This window comes from Vicinamibacteria bacterium, assembly GCA_035570235.1.
Taxonomy (GTDB): Bacteria; Acidobacteriota; Vicinamibacteria; order Fen-336; family Fen-336; genus DATMML01.
Genome location: DATMML010000093.1, coordinates 1 through 16331 on the forward strand (window position 1 = coordinate 1; position 16331 = coordinate 16331).

At 70.7% G+C, this 16331-nt stretch carries 12 protein-coding genes; 6 read left to right on the top strand and 6 right to left on the bottom strand.

Annotation, left to right across the window (positions count from 1 at the left end):
• Positions 1 to 43: 43 nt before the first annotated feature.
• On the bottom strand, positions 44 to 832 hold the full coding sequence (locus VN461_17585) for an alpha/beta fold hydrolase (GenBank protein ID HXB56585.1): 789 nt from the start codon (positions 830 to 832) through the stop codon (positions 44 to 46).
• A 113-nt stretch (positions 833 to 945) separates the two neighbouring features.
• On the opposite strand from VN461_17585, the gene VN461_17590 reads away from it, so the two are divergent.
• The gene (locus VN461_17590; GenBank protein HXB56586.1) at positions 946 to 1299 is read left to right on the top strand and encodes a DUF962 domain-containing protein; all 354 of its coding nucleotides are present in this window, start codon (positions 946 to 948) and stop codon (positions 1297 to 1299) included.
• Between the two features lie 60 nt (positions 1300 to 1359).
• On the opposite strand, the gene VN461_17595 is transcribed toward VN461_17590, so the two are convergent.
• Positions 1360 to 2286 carry a metal ABC transporter substrate-binding protein gene (locus tag VN461_17595; protein HXB56587.1) on the bottom strand — a complete coding sequence of 309 codons (927 nt, stop codon included), beginning with the start codon at positions 2284 to 2286 and terminating at the stop codon, positions 1360 to 1362.
• Between the two features lie 328 nt (positions 2287 to 2614).
• Here VN461_17595 and VN461_17600 point away from each other — a divergent pair, with 328 nt between their 5' ends.
• Positions 2615 to 5542 carry a serine hydrolase gene (locus VN461_17600; GenBank protein ID HXB56588.1) on the top strand — a complete coding sequence of 976 codons (2928 nt, stop codon included), beginning with the start codon at positions 2615 to 2617 and terminating at the stop codon, positions 5540 to 5542.
• Positions 5543 to 5648: 106 nt separating this feature from the next.
• On the opposite strand, the gene VN461_17605 is transcribed toward VN461_17600, so the two are convergent.
• Entirely contained in the window at positions 5649 to 6932 is a 1284-nt protein-coding gene (locus VN461_17605) for a hypothetical protein (protein HXB56589.1), read from the bottom strand.
• A gap of 432 nt (positions 6933 to 7364) precedes the next feature.
• Here VN461_17605 and VN461_17610 point away from each other — a divergent pair, with 432 nt between their 5' ends.
• Genes VN461_17610 through VN461_17620 form a run of 3 tightly spaced genes read left to right on the top strand, consistent with a single transcriptional unit; the run spans position 7365 to position 11121 of the window.
• Complete coding sequence (locus VN461_17610) at positions 7365 to 8432, top strand: ABC transporter ATP-binding protein (GenBank protein HXB56590.1); 1068 nt, start codon at positions 7365 to 7367, stop codon at positions 8430 to 8432.
• Complete coding sequence (locus tag VN461_17615) at positions 8429 to 9268, top strand: ABC transporter permease (GenBank protein ID HXB56591.1); 840 nt, start codon at positions 8429 to 8431, stop codon at positions 9266 to 9268. Before VN461_17610 ends, VN461_17615 begins: the two co-directional genes overlap by 4 nt.
• Positions 9265 to 11121, top strand: a complete 1857-nt coding sequence (locus VN461_17620; GenBank protein HXB56592.1) for an extracellular solute-binding protein — start codon at positions 9265 to 9267, stop codon at positions 11119 to 11121. The genes VN461_17615 and VN461_17620 overlap by 4 nt, the downstream gene beginning before the upstream one ends.
• Positions 11122 to 11139: 18 nt before the next feature.
• On the opposite strand, the gene VN461_17625 is transcribed toward VN461_17620, so the two are convergent.
• Together VN461_17625 and VN461_17630 are read right to left on the bottom strand one after the other, a co-directional pair.
• Positions 11140 to 12645, bottom strand: coding sequence for a protein kinase (locus VN461_17625; GenBank protein HXB56593.1), 1506 nt, complete (start codon positions 12643 to 12645; stop codon positions 11140 to 11142).
• 62 nt (positions 12646 to 12707) lie between these two features.
• Positions 12708 to 14123, bottom strand: coding sequence for a cation:dicarboxylase symporter family transporter (locus VN461_17630; GenBank protein HXB56594.1), 1416 nt, complete (start codon positions 14121 to 14123; stop codon positions 12708 to 12710).
• 83 nt (positions 14124 to 14206) lie between these two features.
• On the opposite strand from VN461_17630, the gene VN461_17635 reads away from it, so the two are divergent.
• On the top strand, positions 14207 to 14923 hold the full coding sequence (locus tag VN461_17635) for a polyprenol monophosphomannose synthase (GenBank protein HXB56595.1): 717 nt from the start codon (positions 14207 to 14209) through the stop codon (positions 14921 to 14923).
• A 4-nt stretch (positions 14924 to 14927) separates the two neighbouring features.
• Here the strand turns inward: VN461_17635 and VN461_17640 are convergent.
• Positions 14928 to 16331, bottom strand: a 1404-nt coding sequence (locus tag VN461_17640; GenBank protein HXB56596.1) for a DUF2079 domain-containing protein, incomplete at its 5' end; no start/stop codon positions are given.

Genomic DNA, 16331 nt, shown 5'->3' on the forward strand with positions numbered 1-16331 from the left:
CTCAACCCGGGCGCCCGAGCCAGCCGCGCACCGCCCTTCCGCCTCAGGTATTGGCCAGGAACTCCCTTAGGGCCAGGTTGACGGCCTCCGGCTGCTCGAGGTTGGCGAGGTGACCGGCCTTGGGAATGACGACCAGGCGACTGCCCGCGATTCCGCGCTGCAGGGCCTCTGCTTCCGCCACGGGGGTGAGCATGTCCTCGTTACCGCAGATGATGAGGGTGGGGACACGGATCTCCCGGAGCGCGGGGCCGGAGTCCGCGCGCGCGGCTAGACCGGCCAGCGCATCCACGATTCCCTCGGGCGGGTTGCCGAGGATGATCCCGCGCAGGCGGGCCACCACCTCCGGGTGCTCCTTCTGCGTGGTCTCCCCGACGAGCTTGGGAAGGAAGGCCTCCGCCGCCGCGGCCGCCCCTTCCCTTCGCACCCTCTCGGCCAGGGCCGCCCGGTTCTTCTTCCCCTCCTCGCTGTCCGCCCCCGCCCGCGTGTCCAGGAGCACCAGCCCCCGCAGGCGGTCGGGGTGGCGCCGGGCGAAGGCCAGCGCCGCATAGCCCCCCATCGAGCAGCCAGCGACCACGGCCTGGGAAATGCCCAGGCGATCGAGGACTGCGGCCGCGTCGTCGGCGATCCGCTCCATGGTCAGGAGGGCATCTCCCGGGGGGGAGCCGCCGAAGCCACGGCAGTCGAAGCGAACGACCTGATGGCTGGCGGCGAGGGCCTGCACCTGGGCGTCCCACATCGTCCGGTTCAAGGGGAACGCATGGAGGAGGAGGAGAGCGCGGCCGCTCCCCTTGGCCTCGTACTCCAGGTCGGCTCCCGCGATCTTGACTTTCATAGCTCGAGCCTCCCTGGCGGCCGGCCCCCAGGGCGCGCGCCCCTAAGGGGCTTCGGCGAATTGTATGCGGACGGCCTTGCCACCGGCGATCCCTTGGGCGCACCATTGCCGGCATGGATCGGAGGCTTGCCGGCTACGAGGAGTTCTGGCCGTACTACGTCTCCCAGCACCTGAACCCGGTCAACCGGGCCTTGCATTTCGTGGGCACCACGGCACTCCTGGTAGGGGGCGCTGCCGCCCTGCTCGTGTCACCCTGGTGGTTCGCGACCGCCCCCGTCGCCGCCTACGGCTTCGCCTGGGTGGGCCACTTTCTCTTCGAGAAAAACACCCCCGCCACTTTTGCTCACCCGCTCTGGTCGCTTCGGGGCGACTTGCGCATGTATCAGCTGATCTGGCGTGGCCGCCTGGGTCCGGAGATAGCCCGCGCCCGGGAGCTGTTCCCGCCCCAAGTCAAGACCGAAGCCTAACCCTTCCCGTCCGGGAAGGCAGAGGAACTCGGCTGTCCCGAGGACCTGCGCCCCGGAGCGTCACTTCAAGGCTTTTTCCAGGACGTCGACGTCGCGTCGGAGCAGCTTCTCGTACGAGTCTCCCTCGCCTCCCCCCAGAGGGTCCAGCTCGTAGAGGGGCAGGTTGGTCTCGCCCGCCACGAGCTGCGCGGGCCCCCGATCGAGCTGGGGCTCGGAGAAGACGGCGACCGCTCCCCCCTTCCGAATCGCGGTCAGGAGGTCGGCCCGCTCACGGGCGTCGGGCTCCCGCCCGGGGACGGGCTCCACCACGGCCACGATCTCCAGGTGGTAGCGATCCGCGAAGTAAAAAAGGGAGCCATGGAGGGTCACGATGCGCCGCTTGCTCCAGGCTCCCGCCCGGCGGGCGATCTCTTCGTGGAGCAGGGCCAGGGAGTGCTTGACCTCATTGCCGCGGGTGCGGAAGCGGGGGCCCTGCTCGGGGTCCAGCCGCTGGAGGGCCTCCACGACCAGCTCCACCGCCTGCTGCATGCGGACGGGGTCCATCCAGAAGTGAGCGTCCACGCGGGCGGTCCCTCCCTCCTTGAGTATTCCCGGAGGGACCAGGATCGGGTCCAGGAGGGGCGCGAGCTCGAACACCTTGGCCGTGCCCGTCCCCGCCTCCTTCACCAGGGTCTCCAGCCAAGCGTCGAGGCCGAGCCCCACGGCAAAGATGAGCTGCGCGTCGGCCAGCCCCTCCACGTCATGAGGGTTGGCGTCGAAGCGGTGCTCGCTCTGGCCGGGGGGGAGCACGAGCCGGACGGGAAGCTGGTTGCCCGCCACCCGCCGCGTGATGTCGTAGAGGGGAAAGATGGAGGCCGCGATCCGAGGCCGGCCACGACCGGAGCCAGCGCAGCCGCCGGGGGCGAGAGCGAGGAGGAGGGGGCCGACCGTTAGGAGGCCCCTCCAGGCCCAACGATCCCGGCCGCGCCGCCCGCGGTCTTGTTTCATGCTTGCTCCCGCGCTCCCGAGGCCCATTATCCCCGGGCTCCGCCGCTTGCGCTTCCCCGCCGTCCGCGAAATCATCGGAGCGCTTGACCGAACGCGACCCCCGGCAGCCGGTTGCGACCAGCGAAGGCTGCCCAAGGCTGTCGGACCTGCCTCGGCGTGGGTTCGTGGTACCGTGGCATCCTGACTCGCCCACATGACGGGCGCTACGGCCAGGAGGGCCGGAAGTAAGGCACGTGGAGCGTCGAGACCCCCGCCGACGTTAGGCGGACGCGGCGGGAAGCGTGAACGGCACACTCAGGACGCCGACTCCGACGGCCCGATTATGGGAATGGTCAGGCGCCTCCGCCCCCTCCTCTCCGCGCTGCTCCTCTCCGCCTCCCTCCCCGGGGGGGCGTTGGGCGCTCCCGATCCCTACCGCTTCTTCCGGCCCGAGCGCCGGGCCGGGCAGCGGGAGTTCGAGACCATGCTCCTGGCCCTGCCCGAGGCGAAGAGCCTTCGTGCCTTCCACGACTTGGTTTCCAGCGAGCCCCACGTGGCGGGGAGCGCGGGGGACGCGCGCGTGGTCGAGAAGCTCGTGCGCACCCTTCAGGGGCTGGGCCTGGAGGTTGAGCGGCAGGACCTCTGGCTCTATCTGGCGCGGCCGCTCAAGGCGGAGCTGGAGATCGTGTCCCCCCGCCGCCTCACCCTCAAGCTCAGAGAGGATGTCCTGCCCGAGGACCCCTTCAGCGGCCATCCCGCGCTCGATTTCGGATGGAATGCCTACAGCGGGAGCGGGGAGGTGACGGCAGGGGTGGTCTACGTCAACCACGGCACCAAGGAGGACTTCGTGCGCTTGAGGGAGCTGGGCGTCGACCTCAAGGGCCGGATCGCCCTCGCCCGCTACGGCGGAAACTTCCGCGGTTTCAAGGCCAAGTTTGCGGAGGCCGCGGGGGCGGCGGGACTCGTGATCTTCACGGACCCCGCGGAGGGCGGCTATATGGAGGGGCCCCTCTACCCGGAGGGCGGCTGGGCCCATCCGAGCGAGATCCAGCGCGGCTCCCTCCTCACCCTGCCCTATCCGGGTGATCCCCTCACCCCATTTGAGCCCGCCACCAAAGAGGCGGTGCGGCTCGACCCCGCCACCCTCGCCCTGCCCCGGATCCCGGTGCAACCGATCGGATTCCGTGCCGCCCAGGAGATCCTCTCCCGCATGAGCGGGCCGCCAGTCCCCCCCGGCTGGCAGGGTGGCCTGCCCGTCGCCTACCGGGTCACGGGCGGAGACCGCCTCAAGCTGCGTCTCAAGGTCCAACAAGAGCGGCGCCTCACCGAAACCGCGAACGTATTGGCCACGCTCAAGGGCGCCCGCTTCCCTGAGGAAAGGGTCATCATCGGTTCCCATCACGACGCCTGGACATTCGGGGCCGCGGATCCCAACGCGGGCACGATCGTGGTTTTGGAGACGGCCCGCGCATTCGCGGAGGCGGCGCGGGCGGGGTTGCGCCCCGACCGCACCCTCGTCTTCGCGAACTGGACGGCGGAGGAGTTCGGACTCCTGGGCTCCACGGAGTGGATCGAGGGGCATCGGGACGAGCTGGCCCGGGGGACGGTGGCCTACCTCGACCTGGACTCCGCGGCCCTGGGGCCGGACCTCGCCGCCAGCGCCTCCCCCTCCCTGAAGGAAGCAATCGCGGAAGCCGCGGGCGGCTTGCCGCGGCCGGCGGGCGCAGACCGCAGCCCCCTCGAGGCCTGGATCGCCCGCTGGGAGGACCCGCAGCGCCCGGGCCAGCCCTTTATCGCCGACCTGGGCGGCGGCTCCGACCACGTGGGCTTCCTCTGCCACCTGGGCGTCCCCTCCGCCGCCCTCTCCGCGCGGGGCGCCCCCGGCACCGCCTACCACTCCGCCTATGACGATCTCGCGTGGTACCGGAAGGTCGTGGGCGAGGACTACGCGTCGGCCCGGCTCATGACCCAGGTGGTGAGCCTCCTGGCCGCGCGCCTGGCCAACGCCGACCTTGAGCCCCTCGACCCCGCCGCCGCCGGCCTCGACGTCAGCCGGCACCTGACGGAGCTCAGCGCGCGCGCCCACCACGAGGGGTGGGAGGTCGACCTCGGCCGGTTGGCCGCGGCCGCCGAACGCTTCGCGCGACGGGCTCGGGGGGCGCGGGAGGGCTGGGTCGAGCGGCTGGGGAAGGGACTCTGGAGCGACGATGACCTGCGCCGGCTGAATGAGCGGATCCGGCGCGCGGACCGGCTCTGGACGGTTCCCGCCGGCCTTCCCGGCCGGCCCTGGTTCCGGAACCTCCTCTCCGCCCCCGACGAGGACTCCGGCTACGCCCCCGCCCTGCTCCCTGCTCTCCGCGCCCCCATCGAGCGCCGCGAACGGGCGGCCCTGGAGGGGGCGGAGCGCCTCTACCTCGAGGCCTTCGCGCGGCTCGAGGACGAGGTGCCGGCCCCTCTGGACCTCGACGCCCGTGTGAAAGCCCTCCTCGCGGGCTTCCCGGGCCGGGTCAGTCTCTTCGCCAAGAACCTGGACACGGGCGAGGCCTACGGAGAGCGCGCCGACGAGCGGGTGCGCGCGGCCAGCACCATCAAGGTGCCGATTCTGATCGAGGCCTACGCCTTGGTGGAGGAGGGACGGGCTCACTGGGACGACCCTCTCGTCCTCCGGGAGGCGGGAAAAGTGGCGGGGGCGGGCGTGCTGCGGGAGCTCGGGGAGGGTCTCCGTCTCACCCTGCGCGACGCGGTGAACCTGATGATCCTCATCAGCGACAACACCGCCACCAACCTGGTGCTGGACGTGGTCACGGCCGACGCCGTGAACGCGCGCATGGAGACCCTGGGCCTAGAGAGCACCCGCGCCCTGCGGCGGATCGGGGGCGGGGGGGACAGCCAGGCCGGGCAGGACCCCGCCAACAAGCCGTTCGGCCTCGGGGTCAGTACCCCGCGCGAGATGGTCACCCTGCTGGAGCGGCTGGAGGCGGGCCTGGTCGTGAGCCCGGCCGCGGCGCGGGAGATGATCGAGCTCCTGAAGCGGCAGCAGTACCACGACGGCATCGGCCGCACCCTACGCGGCGTCCCTCTCGCCACCAAGCCTGGCGCTCTCGACCATCTGCGCAGCGACGTGGGGATCGTGTATTCCCCGCGGGGGCGCATCGCCATGGCCATCACCTGCGAGGATCTGCCGGAGGTGGACTACACCCCCGACAACCCCGGCCACCTACTGATCTCCCGGCTCTCCCTCCTCCTGGAGGACGGCCTGGGCCGCCCCGCGCCTTGACCTCATCGGTCGGCGAGAGTGACTCAGCTGCTTCCTCATCGGCGCGCGTGAGACACCCGGCCCCGTTGGAGAGCGTCATCTGTCCAACGCGACAGCCTACTCCCGTCTACGGCCGGGCTTCGTTTAGGGCCTTCAGTATCCTCTCGAGATCCTTGCGAATCTCACTGCGCCGCTCGTCCGAATCGGACCATGACGATGCGGGGGCTCGATGAGAATCGAGCAGGGCCAGAGCCTTTTCCGCGTACTCCCGGGCGAGCTCCCGCTGTCCGTCCTTCAAGTACGCATCGGCGAGGTTGTTGTGGGCGTCGGCGGAGTCGGGATAGGCGAGCAGGTTGAGCTTGAAGAGCTCGATCCCCGCCTTGGTCTCCCCCGCCCGGATGTGGTCCTCCCCTATGATGTCCACGCTGACCTCCGGGAAGAGCTGCGCCCGCGGATCCTTCCGCCGGGCCTCCATGAGTTGCTCGGTGGCCTTGGCGACTCCTCCCGGGACCTCGAGTTGGCTGAGGAGCGGAGCGCACGCGAGGGCGTCGGCGGGCGCGTGACCGGGTGTCTGGATCAGCGTCGTCACGAACCAGTCCACGATGGTGCCGGGCAGCTCCGGATGAAGCGGGAACAAGTCGGTGCCGTGGCGTCCGGTGGGGGGAACCCTGGCCGCGTCGGAGGTTTCATACCATAGCCAGGGTGCCTTGGCCGCCACGTAGTGGACGAATTTCTTCCCCGGGTTCGAGGAGCTGATGTAGAGCCATTCCATACCCTGCGGGATGGGGGGGTACTCGTCATCGTCGGAGACCACGAATAACCCGGGGAGTTGGGACGCCTCCCTGAGGAACCGCAGGCCGGACGGCAAGGTCTCCCCGGAGATCAGCGCGAGCGACTTCACTTCCGCGGGATGGCGACGGGCGGTCTCGACGGAAGTGTCGACGCCGACCGCCCCCGCTCCTCCCACTCCAATCGTGTCCCGGGTGACCCCCGGCTGGGAAACCAGGTATTGGAAGGCCGCGTCGGCGTCGTGAGCCCAGTTGTCGTGCTCCCGGTTTGGGTCCGTCGCAGGCTCCGTGCGGCCGCTTTCGCCATGTCTGCGGCTGTCGATGGTCAGGGTGTTCAGTCCCGCCGCCGCCAGGCGCGCAGCCACCCCGTCCCACGACCTACGGGTCCGGTTACTCTGGTGGAACAGGAGCACACCGGGGCCCGGTCCCGGCGCCGCAAAGTAGCTCGCCTTGAGGAGGGTCCCGTCTTGGGACCTGAGGTCAACGACACGCATCCCCGGTGGCGCCGGCGATGGCTCCGCCCGGGGAGCGCGCGCGTCCGCCGCGCCCGCCAAAAGGGCTCCGAGGGCGATCAAGGCGAAGGTGAGCCTGGGGGAAGGGAAGAGGATTCTGATTCGCTTCACGGGAGACTCCTTTGCTCGAATCCGAGGATCCACGGGAGCGCGGATGGACTGGATCGGTGCGAAAGCCAGCCGGCCCTCGGTCGTTCTCGGGCGGTCGCAATCTCTACTACATCATGCGTCCACTCTACTACAGATACCGTTGCTCAGGTAATGAGTTAGCCCCCGGGGGGGGAGAAGGGCAGGGCCTGGCGACGGGGGGGCTCTTGGGCGAGCCCTTGGGTGACTAAGGCCTCGCAACGAAACAACACGCGGCTTGGAAGCTTAGTTCAATCCGGAAGAGCCGTTAGACTCTAGAGATTTGAATCGAAACGTGCGGGCCATCTAGGGTTCAGACAACATGGAGCGACCGGCCCACGATCGTCGAATCTGGGGCCGATGCGGACGGACGGCGGCACCTAGGCGTTCACCGGCAGGGGTACAATCGGCGGCCCTATGCGCGGCGCGGTCTCGGTACAGGGTCTGAGCAAGGCCTACGGCGACGTGGTCGCCCTCCGCGAGGTGTCCCTGGACGTGGAGCCGGGAGAGTTCCTGACCCTGCTCGGACCCTCGGGCTGCGGCAAGACCACCCTCCTCCGCTTGCTCGCGGGCTTCGAGGTCCCGGACGGGGGGCGAATCCTCCTCTCCGGCCGCGACGTGGCCGGGCTGCCTCCGCACCGCCGTCCCTTGAACACTGTCTTCCAGCACTACGCGCTCTTCCCCCATCGCACAGTCGCCGGCAACGTGGCCTTCGGGCTGGAGAGCGACGGGCGGGCGCGAGAGGAGATTCGGACCCGGGTGGCCCGAGCCCTGGAGATGGTGCGCCTGCCCGGCCTGGGGGAGCGGCGGATCGACCAGCTCTCGGGGGGCCAGAAGCAGCGGGTGGCCCTGGCCCGGGCCATGGTCCGGGAGCCGGAGGTCCTGCTCCTCGACGAGCCCCTGGCCGCGCTCGACATCAAGCTCCGGAAGGAGATGCAGGTGGAGGTGAAGAACCTCCAGGAGAGGCTCGGGACCACGTTCATCTTCGTGACCCACGACCAGGACGAGGCCCTGATCATGAGCGACCGCATCGCGGTCATGAGCCAGGGCCGCATCGAGCAGGTGGGCAGACCGGAGGAGCTCTACGAACGCCCGCGCACCCGCTTCGTGGCCGACTTCCTGGCCGTGCGGAACCTGCTCCAGGCCACAGTGGGCGCGCGGGAGGGGGGCCGGGTCTCCCTGCGCACGCGCGGCGGCCTCGCCCTCCTCGCGGAGGACGACGGCGGCTACCGCGAGGGGGCCACGGTCTGGGTGGGCATCCGGCCGGAGCGGATGAGCCTAGAGGGGGCGGGGGAGAACGTCCTCTCGGGGACGGTCGACGACGAAATCTACCTGGGGGACCGGACCGACTGGCGGGTCCGGATCGGGGAGGAGACCCTGACCGTGGCCGAGGGGGCGGCCAGCGCTCGCGGCCGCCGGCGGGGAGACGCGGTCACCCTCTCCTTCCCGGCGGGGGCGGTGCTCCGCTTGGAAGAGGCGCCGTGAGGAGTCGGCGCGCCGCCCTCCTCCTGCTTCTGCCCTGCCTCCTCGCCCTCCTCCTCCTCTTCGTCTTCCCCCAGGCGCTGATGCTCCTGGCCTCGCTCGGCCGGCGCTCCGTCTACGGCGGCGTCATCCCCGGCCATGACCTCGCCAACTACCGCCGGGCGCTCGCGCCCCTCTACCTCTCGATCCTCGCGCGCAGCCTGGGCCTGGCCCTCCTCACCACCCTCCTCTGCCTGCTCTTCGCCTACCCGGTCGCGCTCTGGATCGGCCAGAAGGCCCCCGCGCGCTGGCGCAGCGCGCTCCTCGTCCTCATCGTCCTTCCCTTCTGGACGAGCTTCCTCGTGCGCATGTACGCCTGGATCTTCCTGCTCCGCACCGAGGGGCTCCTGAATCACCTCCTCCGCTACCTCGGCCTGGGCCCCCTCTCTCTCCTCTACACCGACGTCGCGGTCCTTCTGGGCCAGGTCTACGGCGAGCTCCCGTTCATGATCCTCCCCCTCTATGCCTCCCTCGAGAAGCTGGACCGCGCGCTGCTCGAGGCCGCGGCCGACCTGGGAGCATCCCCCGCGGGGACCCTCCTCAAGGTCACGGTCCCCTTGAGCCGGGCCGGCATCGCGGCCGGGTGCGTGCTCGTCTTCATCCCCTCCCTGGGGGCCTACCTGGCCCCTGACCTCCTGGGGGGCGCCCGCACGGTCTACATCGGCAACCTGATCCAGAGCCAGTTCGCGGTGGCCCGCGACATGCCCTTCGGCTCCGCGCTTTCCTTCCTCCTCTCCCTCACCGTCATCGCCCTGCTCTTCCTCTTCCGCCGCCCCCTGCGGGCGGGGCAGGAGCCGTGAGGGTCCGGGCGGAGGCGGGGGGGAGCTCCCCCTTCCGGGGCCGCCCCACCGTCCTCGCCCTATTCAGCGTGGGGATCTACCTCTTTCTGTATGCGCCGATCCTCGTGCTCGTGGTCTTCTCCTTCAACCGGGGCCGGCTGACCGCCACCTGGGAGGGCTTCACCTTCGACTGGTACCGGAAGCTCCTGGGAGACGCCCAGATCCTGGGCGCGCTCCGCAACAGCCTGATCGTCGGCTTGGTCGCCACCGCGCTCGCCACCGCCATCGGCACCGCGGCCGCCCTCGCCTTCCACCGCCACCGCTTCCGGCGCCAGGCCGCGCTCGACGCCCTCGTCATCCTCCCCATCGTGGTGCCGGAGATCGTGCTTGCCTCCTCGCTGCTCCTCCTCTTCGCCGCTCTCGGCCTCCGCCTCGGCTACCTGACCGTGATCCTGGCCCACCTCGGCTTCTCGGTCTCCTACGCGGTGGTGGTGGTGCGGGCGCGCCTCGCCGGTCTCGACCGGAGCCTGGAGGAGGCGGCCATGGACCTGGGGGCGGGGCCGGGGCGGACGTTCTTCCGGGTGACCCTCCCCTTGATCGCCCCCGGCGTCCTCGCCGCCGCGCTGCTCGTGTTCGCGCTCTCCATCGACGACTACGTAATCACGTCCTTCGTGGCGGGGGTGGGCTCCACCACCCTGCCCATCCAGATCTACTCCATGGTGCGCAGCGGGATCTCGCCCGAGATCAACGCCGTCTCCGCCCTCCTGCTCGTGGCCACGAGCCTGCTCCTCTACGCGGCCCACCGGCTCGAGCGGGGGCGGGGGGCGCGGGAGGCGCTCCCCCCCGTGCTCCTGGGCCTGCTCGTGCTCGCCGCCCCCTTCCTGCTCGGCCGCCCGGCGGGGGGCGGGGAGGAGGGGGTCCTGAACCTCTACATCTGGTCCAACTACATCGCTCCCGAGACGCTGGCCCGGTTCGAGGAGCGGGCCCACGCCCGGGTGAGGGTGGATGTCTACGACACCAACGAAGCCCTCCTGGCCAAGGTCCAGGCGGGCAACGTGGGCTACGACGTGCTGTGCCCCTCGAACTACGTGGTGGACATCCTACGCAAGCAGGGCTTCCTGCGAGCCCTCGACCGCTCCGCCCTGCCCCACCTCGCGAACATCGATCCCCGCTTCCTGAACCGCGACTACGACCCCGGGAACCGCCACTCCGTCCCTTACTTCTGGGGGACGTGCGGGATCGGCTACAACCGGAAGCGGGTCGGAGCGGTGGACTCCTGGGCCGCGCTCTGGGACCGGCGCTTCGCGGGCCGGATCCTGATGCTGGACGACCCCCGGGAGACGCTGGGGGCGGCCCTGAAGTGGCGGGGAAAGAGCCTGAACAGCCAGGACCCGGAAGCGCTCGGGATGGCGGCGCGGCTGCTCCTCGCACAGAAGCCCCTGGTGAAGACCTACGACTCCGCCAACTACCACGACGTGCTGCTCTCGGGGGATGTCTGGCTGGCCCAGGGCTGGAACGGCCAGTTCGCCAAGGTCATGGCCCACGACCCGGACCTCGACTACGTGATCCCCAAGGAGGGGGGGAGCCTCTTCATCGACAACCTGGTGATACCCGCTTCCGCGCCCCACCCCGTGCTGGCCCACGCCTTCCTGGACTTCACCCTGGAGGCGGAGATCGCGGCCGAGATCTGCCGGACCATGGGCTACTCCACGCCCAACCGGGCCGCCATCCCCCTCCTTCCCCCCGAGGTCCGCACCAACCCCGCCATCTTCCCAGGAGAGGACGTGCTCGCCCGCCTCGAGCTGATCGAGGACCTGGGGGAGACGACCGTCCTTTACGACCGTCTCTGGACGGAGGTGAAGACGAGCCGCTGAGGCGGGTCGCCCTCCCCCTCAAGGCTCGGGGCGGCCTTCCCTTGGGAGCCGATCGAGGGCGGATGGCTCCCCGGCGGCAGGCGGGGCCACGCCCACCGCACGCTTCCGCTTCAAGATGCGGATCACCGCCTCCGCCGCGATCCGGCGGACGACCTCGTCCTCGTCGTGCACGGCCGCAGCCAGCGCCTCCTGGGCGGCCGCCCCCATCCTCTCCAGGGCCTTGGCCGCATCCAGCCGGACCGAGGGCTCCTGGTCGCGCAGGGCTTCGAGGAGAACGGGGATGGCCATCTGGGCCGCGCTGCCGATGCCGCCCAGGACGCGGGCCGCCCGCGCGCGCCCGGGCGGGTCTTCGTGCTTCAGGGCCGTGATGAGGATGGCGATGGGGTCGGGAGGGCTTTCGGGTCGCGGCGCGGCCGCAGGCTCCGGCGACGGGAGAGGGGGCCTCTCCCGCTCCCCCAGGGCCCCGATGAGGACGGGGATGGCGCGGGCGGCGGCGGGGTCGGGCCGCCTAGGGACGGCGATGCGGATGGTCTCGTCGACGGGATTGAGGGCGCCGAGAAGCGCAGGCAGCGGCTCCGGCGCGGCCGCGGGGGGGGGCAGGGTCAGCGCCCCGCTGGCAGTGCGGGCGAGACCGAGGGCGGTGGCCAGACCCCTCACCGTGCTGTAGCGGTCCTTCGCCCGCTTGGCCATGGACTTGCGGAGCACGGGCAGGAGGCTCCCGGGCAGGCCGGCGGCCGTCCCCCCTTCCAGGGGCGGCTTCTCGTGGAGGTGCTTCAGGATCGTGAGGAGGGGGGACTCAGAGTGGAAGGGGGTCTCCCCCGTGAACATCTCGAAGATGAGGACCCCCAGCGAATAGATGTCGCTCCGGAGGTCGAGGGGCTCGCCCCGCGCATACTCCGGGCTCATGTACTCGGGGGTGCCCAGGATCTGGCCGGTGGGGGTGGCCGCCACCGTCCCCTCCGTCTCGTGCTGCCGGGCAATGTCCAGATCCATCAGGCGGGCCGTCCCCCGCGCGTCCACCATCACGTTCAGGGCCTTCACGTCGCGGTGGACGAGCCCCGCGTCGTGCAGGGCCTGGAGCCCGGAGGCGAGCTGCAGCGCGAGGTCGAAGGCCTGCTCGGGGGGCAGCCCCTTCTTCTCGTGCAGGAGGGCCCTCAGGGTGACGCCGTTCACGAGCTCCATGCAGACGTAGAGCCGGCCCTCCTCCTCCCCCGAGGCGTAGATCCGGCACACGTTGGGGTGGCGCACCTTGCGGGCGAGAACCATCTCCGTGGAGAAGCGGCGGACCATTTCCGGACGGCGGGAGATGTCGGGGCGCAGGACCTTGACCGCCACCTTCTCGGACAGGACACGGTCGCGGGCCAGGTACACGGTCCCCATGCCCCCCTTGCCGATGGGGCTCACCACCTCGTAGCGGGAGGCGATGAGGGAGCCCCGCTTGATGAGGGCGGCCAGGACCTGCCCGCAAGTGAAGCAGCTCTCCGCCCCCGGCTCGTTCTCGGACCGGCAGGATGGGCAGCGCATAGCGCCAGCGAACGAGGATACGCCCGGCCCAAGGCGTCCTCAAGACCTGTGGAAAGGGCTCCTCAGCCCTCCGGCTCGGGAACCAGCGCGGCGGGGGCGGCCAGGGCGAGGCCGGGCTCGGCGGTCGGCTGGAACTGGCCCTCCCAGCGTGCGATCACGGCCGTGGCCAGGCAGTTGCCGATCACGTTCACGGACGTGCGGGCCATGTCCATGAGCTCGTCGATGCCCAGGATGGCCAGGATGGGCCACTCGGGCAGGCCGAAGGAGGCGGCGGTGCCGAGGAGGATGACCAGGGTGGCGCGGGGCACCCCCGCCACCCCCTTGCTGGTCAGCATGAGCGTGAACACGATCAGGAGCTGCTGGCCGAAGGAGAGAGGGATGCCCGCGGCCTGGGCCACGAAGACCGCGGCCAGGGACAGGTAGAGGGTGGACCCGTCGAGGTTGAAGCTGTAGCCGGTGGGCATCACGAAGGCCACGATGGAGCGGGGCACGCCCAGCCCCATCATCCTCTCCATGGCCAGGGGCAGGGCGGCCTCCGAGCTGGTGGTGGCGAACGCGATGGAGACGGGCTCCGCGATCGCGGACGCGAAGCGGCGGAGGGGGACCCGGGCCAGCAGGGCCACGGGCAGGAGGACCAGGAGCAGGAAGCCCAGCAGCGCCCCGTAGAGGGTGGCCAATAGCTTGAAGAGGTTGAAGAGGATGCCCAGGCCCATGTGGCCTACGGTGTAGGCGATGGCGGCCCCCACCCCCACGGGGGCGAGGAGCATGACCAGGTTCGTGAACTTGAACATCGTCTCGGAGAGGCCCTCCGCGAGGGCCAGCATGGGCTTGCGCTTCTTCTCGTCCAGCATGGCCAGCGAGACCCCGAAGAGGACGCTGAAGACCACGACCTGGAGGATCTGGCCCTCCGCCACCGACTTCGCGATGTTCTCGGGGAAGACGTGGAGGAGCACCTCCGCCGCGGTCTGCTTCTGGCCGTGGACGTCAGCGGGGGCCAGCTCCGCCGGGGGCTGGACGCCCACCCCCGCCCGGGAGAGGTTGATGGCGGCGAGGCCGATGAGGAGGGCGAGGGTGGTCACGACCTCGAAGTAGAGGAGGGCCTTTATCCCCATCCGCCCCACCTGCTTCAGGTTCGAGTGCCCGGCGATGCCCACCACGAGCGTGCCCAGGAGGAGGGGCGCGATGATGGTCTTGATCATGCGCAGGAAGATCTGGGAGAGGACTCGGAGCTGGATCGCGAACTGCGGCCAGTCGTGCCCGATCTCCGCCCCCACCGCCATGGAGATGAGGATCCAGGTGGTGAGGGACCGGCGGCGGAGGGCGTAGAGGACGAGGCCGCCGATGATGAGCCAGCGCCCGGCGAGGGCGACGCCGGGAGAGCCGAGAATGCCGCCGATCACGAGGAGGGCGCCCAGGGCCGAGACGCCAAAGGCGGCCCCACCCCAGCGCAGAGCGCGCAGCTTTTCTTGCTCGGCCATGGTTGACGGAGTATAGCCGACGGTCGCCCGGAGAGGTCGTCGCTTTGGCGCTCCCTCCCGCCTTCGCCTAAACTTGCCCCTCTGTGCGATCCTTCGTCCTCCTCCCGACCCTGAACGAAGCCGAGAACCTGCCGAGGCTGGTGGACGCGCTCCGCGCGCTCGCCCCCGCGCCGGAGATGGTGGTGGTGGACGACGGCTCTCCGGACGGGACGGGCGAGATCGCGGACGGGCTGGCCCAGGGGCGGAGGGACCTCACGGTCGTCCACCGCGTGGGACCCCGCGGCTTCGGCGAGGCTCTGACGGAGGGGTTCCGGGTGGCCCTGGAGAGGGGCGCGGAGGCCGTGGTCACGATCGACGGCGACTTCTCGCACGATCCTCTGGACGTGCCCCGCCTCCTGGCCGCGCTCGAGGACGCCGACCTCGTGATCGGCTCCCGCTACACCGAGGGAGGCACCCTCCGCGCCTGGCCCCTCTACCGGCGCCTCCTGAGCGCGACCGCCAACGCCTTCGTGCGCGTGCTGTTCCGCCTGCCCGCTCGGGATTGCACCTCCGGCTTCCGGGCCTACAAGCGACAGGCTCTCGAAGGCATCCCCTGGCCGGGCCTCCACTCCCCCGGCTATTCCTTCCTGGTGGAGGTGCTCTATTGGGTCGCCCAGAGGCCGCCCCTCACGATCCGCGAGGTCCCCATCTGCTTCACGGAGCGGCGGGCGGGCCGGAGCAAGATGGGGCTCCACGAGATCCTCTGGGGTGCGGCCAACCTGCTGAAGCTCCGCCTCCAGCTCTTCCTCGGAAGGGGCTAGGCCGTCACTCCTCGGGCGGCAGCCGCAGGAGCTCGGGCAGGAAGGCGTCCCAGGCCGGACAGCTCACGAAAGCGCCCGCCCCCCGGCGCAGCACGATCGTCTGCCCCTGACAGAAGGCCACGCGGAACGCGCCTGTGGCCCAGACGTCGCGGACCTGGCGCTTGAAGAGCCCCCGCCCGCCCGGATGCGTGCCCCCGTTCAGTTGGAGGGCGACGACGTCGGCCTCCAGCGCGCGGTCCAGGTTCACGATGAACGGTCGGGTGGCCAGATGCGGGAGGAGGTGGTACTGGGCGGCCACCTTCAGCCGGGGGTCCCTTCCGATGAAGGCCACCCCCGCCCTCTGGGTTTCGACGTCCTCCGGGGCGGAGGCCCCGGGCTGGCGCCACACGTAGAGGTCGCTCCTTGGGTTGCCCTCGGGCGTGCGGTAGGGGGGCACGAGGCCGGGCAGGAGCGCGCACAGGAGCACGTACGCGGGCAGGCCGCGGCCGGCCCGGCCGGCCGCGCGCAGGCGGCGCCACCCCAGGAGCAGGCCGAGGGTGGCGGTGGCCGCGGCCGGCATGCCGTAGTAGTAGCCCCACCAGCGGGTCTGATGGGTGGAGAGGAAGCGCTCCGCCCAGTTCGGAAGCTGCAGGAGGAGGGAAAAAGGCTCGGCCAGGCCCACGTAGCCGGTGGTGAGGAGGGGGAGGAGCAGCGCCCGCCGCTTCTCGGGCTGGTCCACGAGGAGCGCGACCGCGCGGTCGGGATGGACGAGGCCCGTGAGCGCGATTTGGGAGGGCGTCTCCCCCAGGTCCTCGAACTCCCAGTGCCGGAACCCCCCCTCCCGGAACATGGGGGAGATGACCTGGATCTCGACGGCAAAGAGGCCGAGGGCGAGGACGGCCACCGCCACCCCCCGCGGCCAGGGGACCACGCGCACAAGGGCGAGGCCCAGGGCCAGGACCGCTACATAGAGGGGGAAGTCGGTCTTGCAGGCGCAGGCGAGGAGCGCGGTCGTCAGGACCGCCACTGGCCCCCGGCACACGAGGGCCCACGCCGCCCAGAGGAGGAGCGCGGAGCCGAGCGGGGTCTGGTTGTAGTCGAAGAGCACCCCCATGTGGACTTCGGGGGATAGCAGCCAGCAGCCGGCGAGGGCGAGGGCGGAGCGGGCTCGGCCCAGGAAGCGCCGCCCCAGCGCGTAGAGGGGGAAGACCGCGGAGGCGACGCCCAGGGCCTGGATCAGGAGCAGCGTCTCCGGCCCTTCGTGGAGGCGGAAGAGCGGGGCCACGACGAGGTCGATGAAGGTCATGTGGTCGGCCAGCATGTGCATCCCCATCACGGTGTTGAAGGGGACGAGGCCGTGGGCGAGCAGCCAGTGCTGCTGGGTGAAGAGGCCGAGGTCCTTGCCCCCGCTCCCGAACTGCCAGTGGCG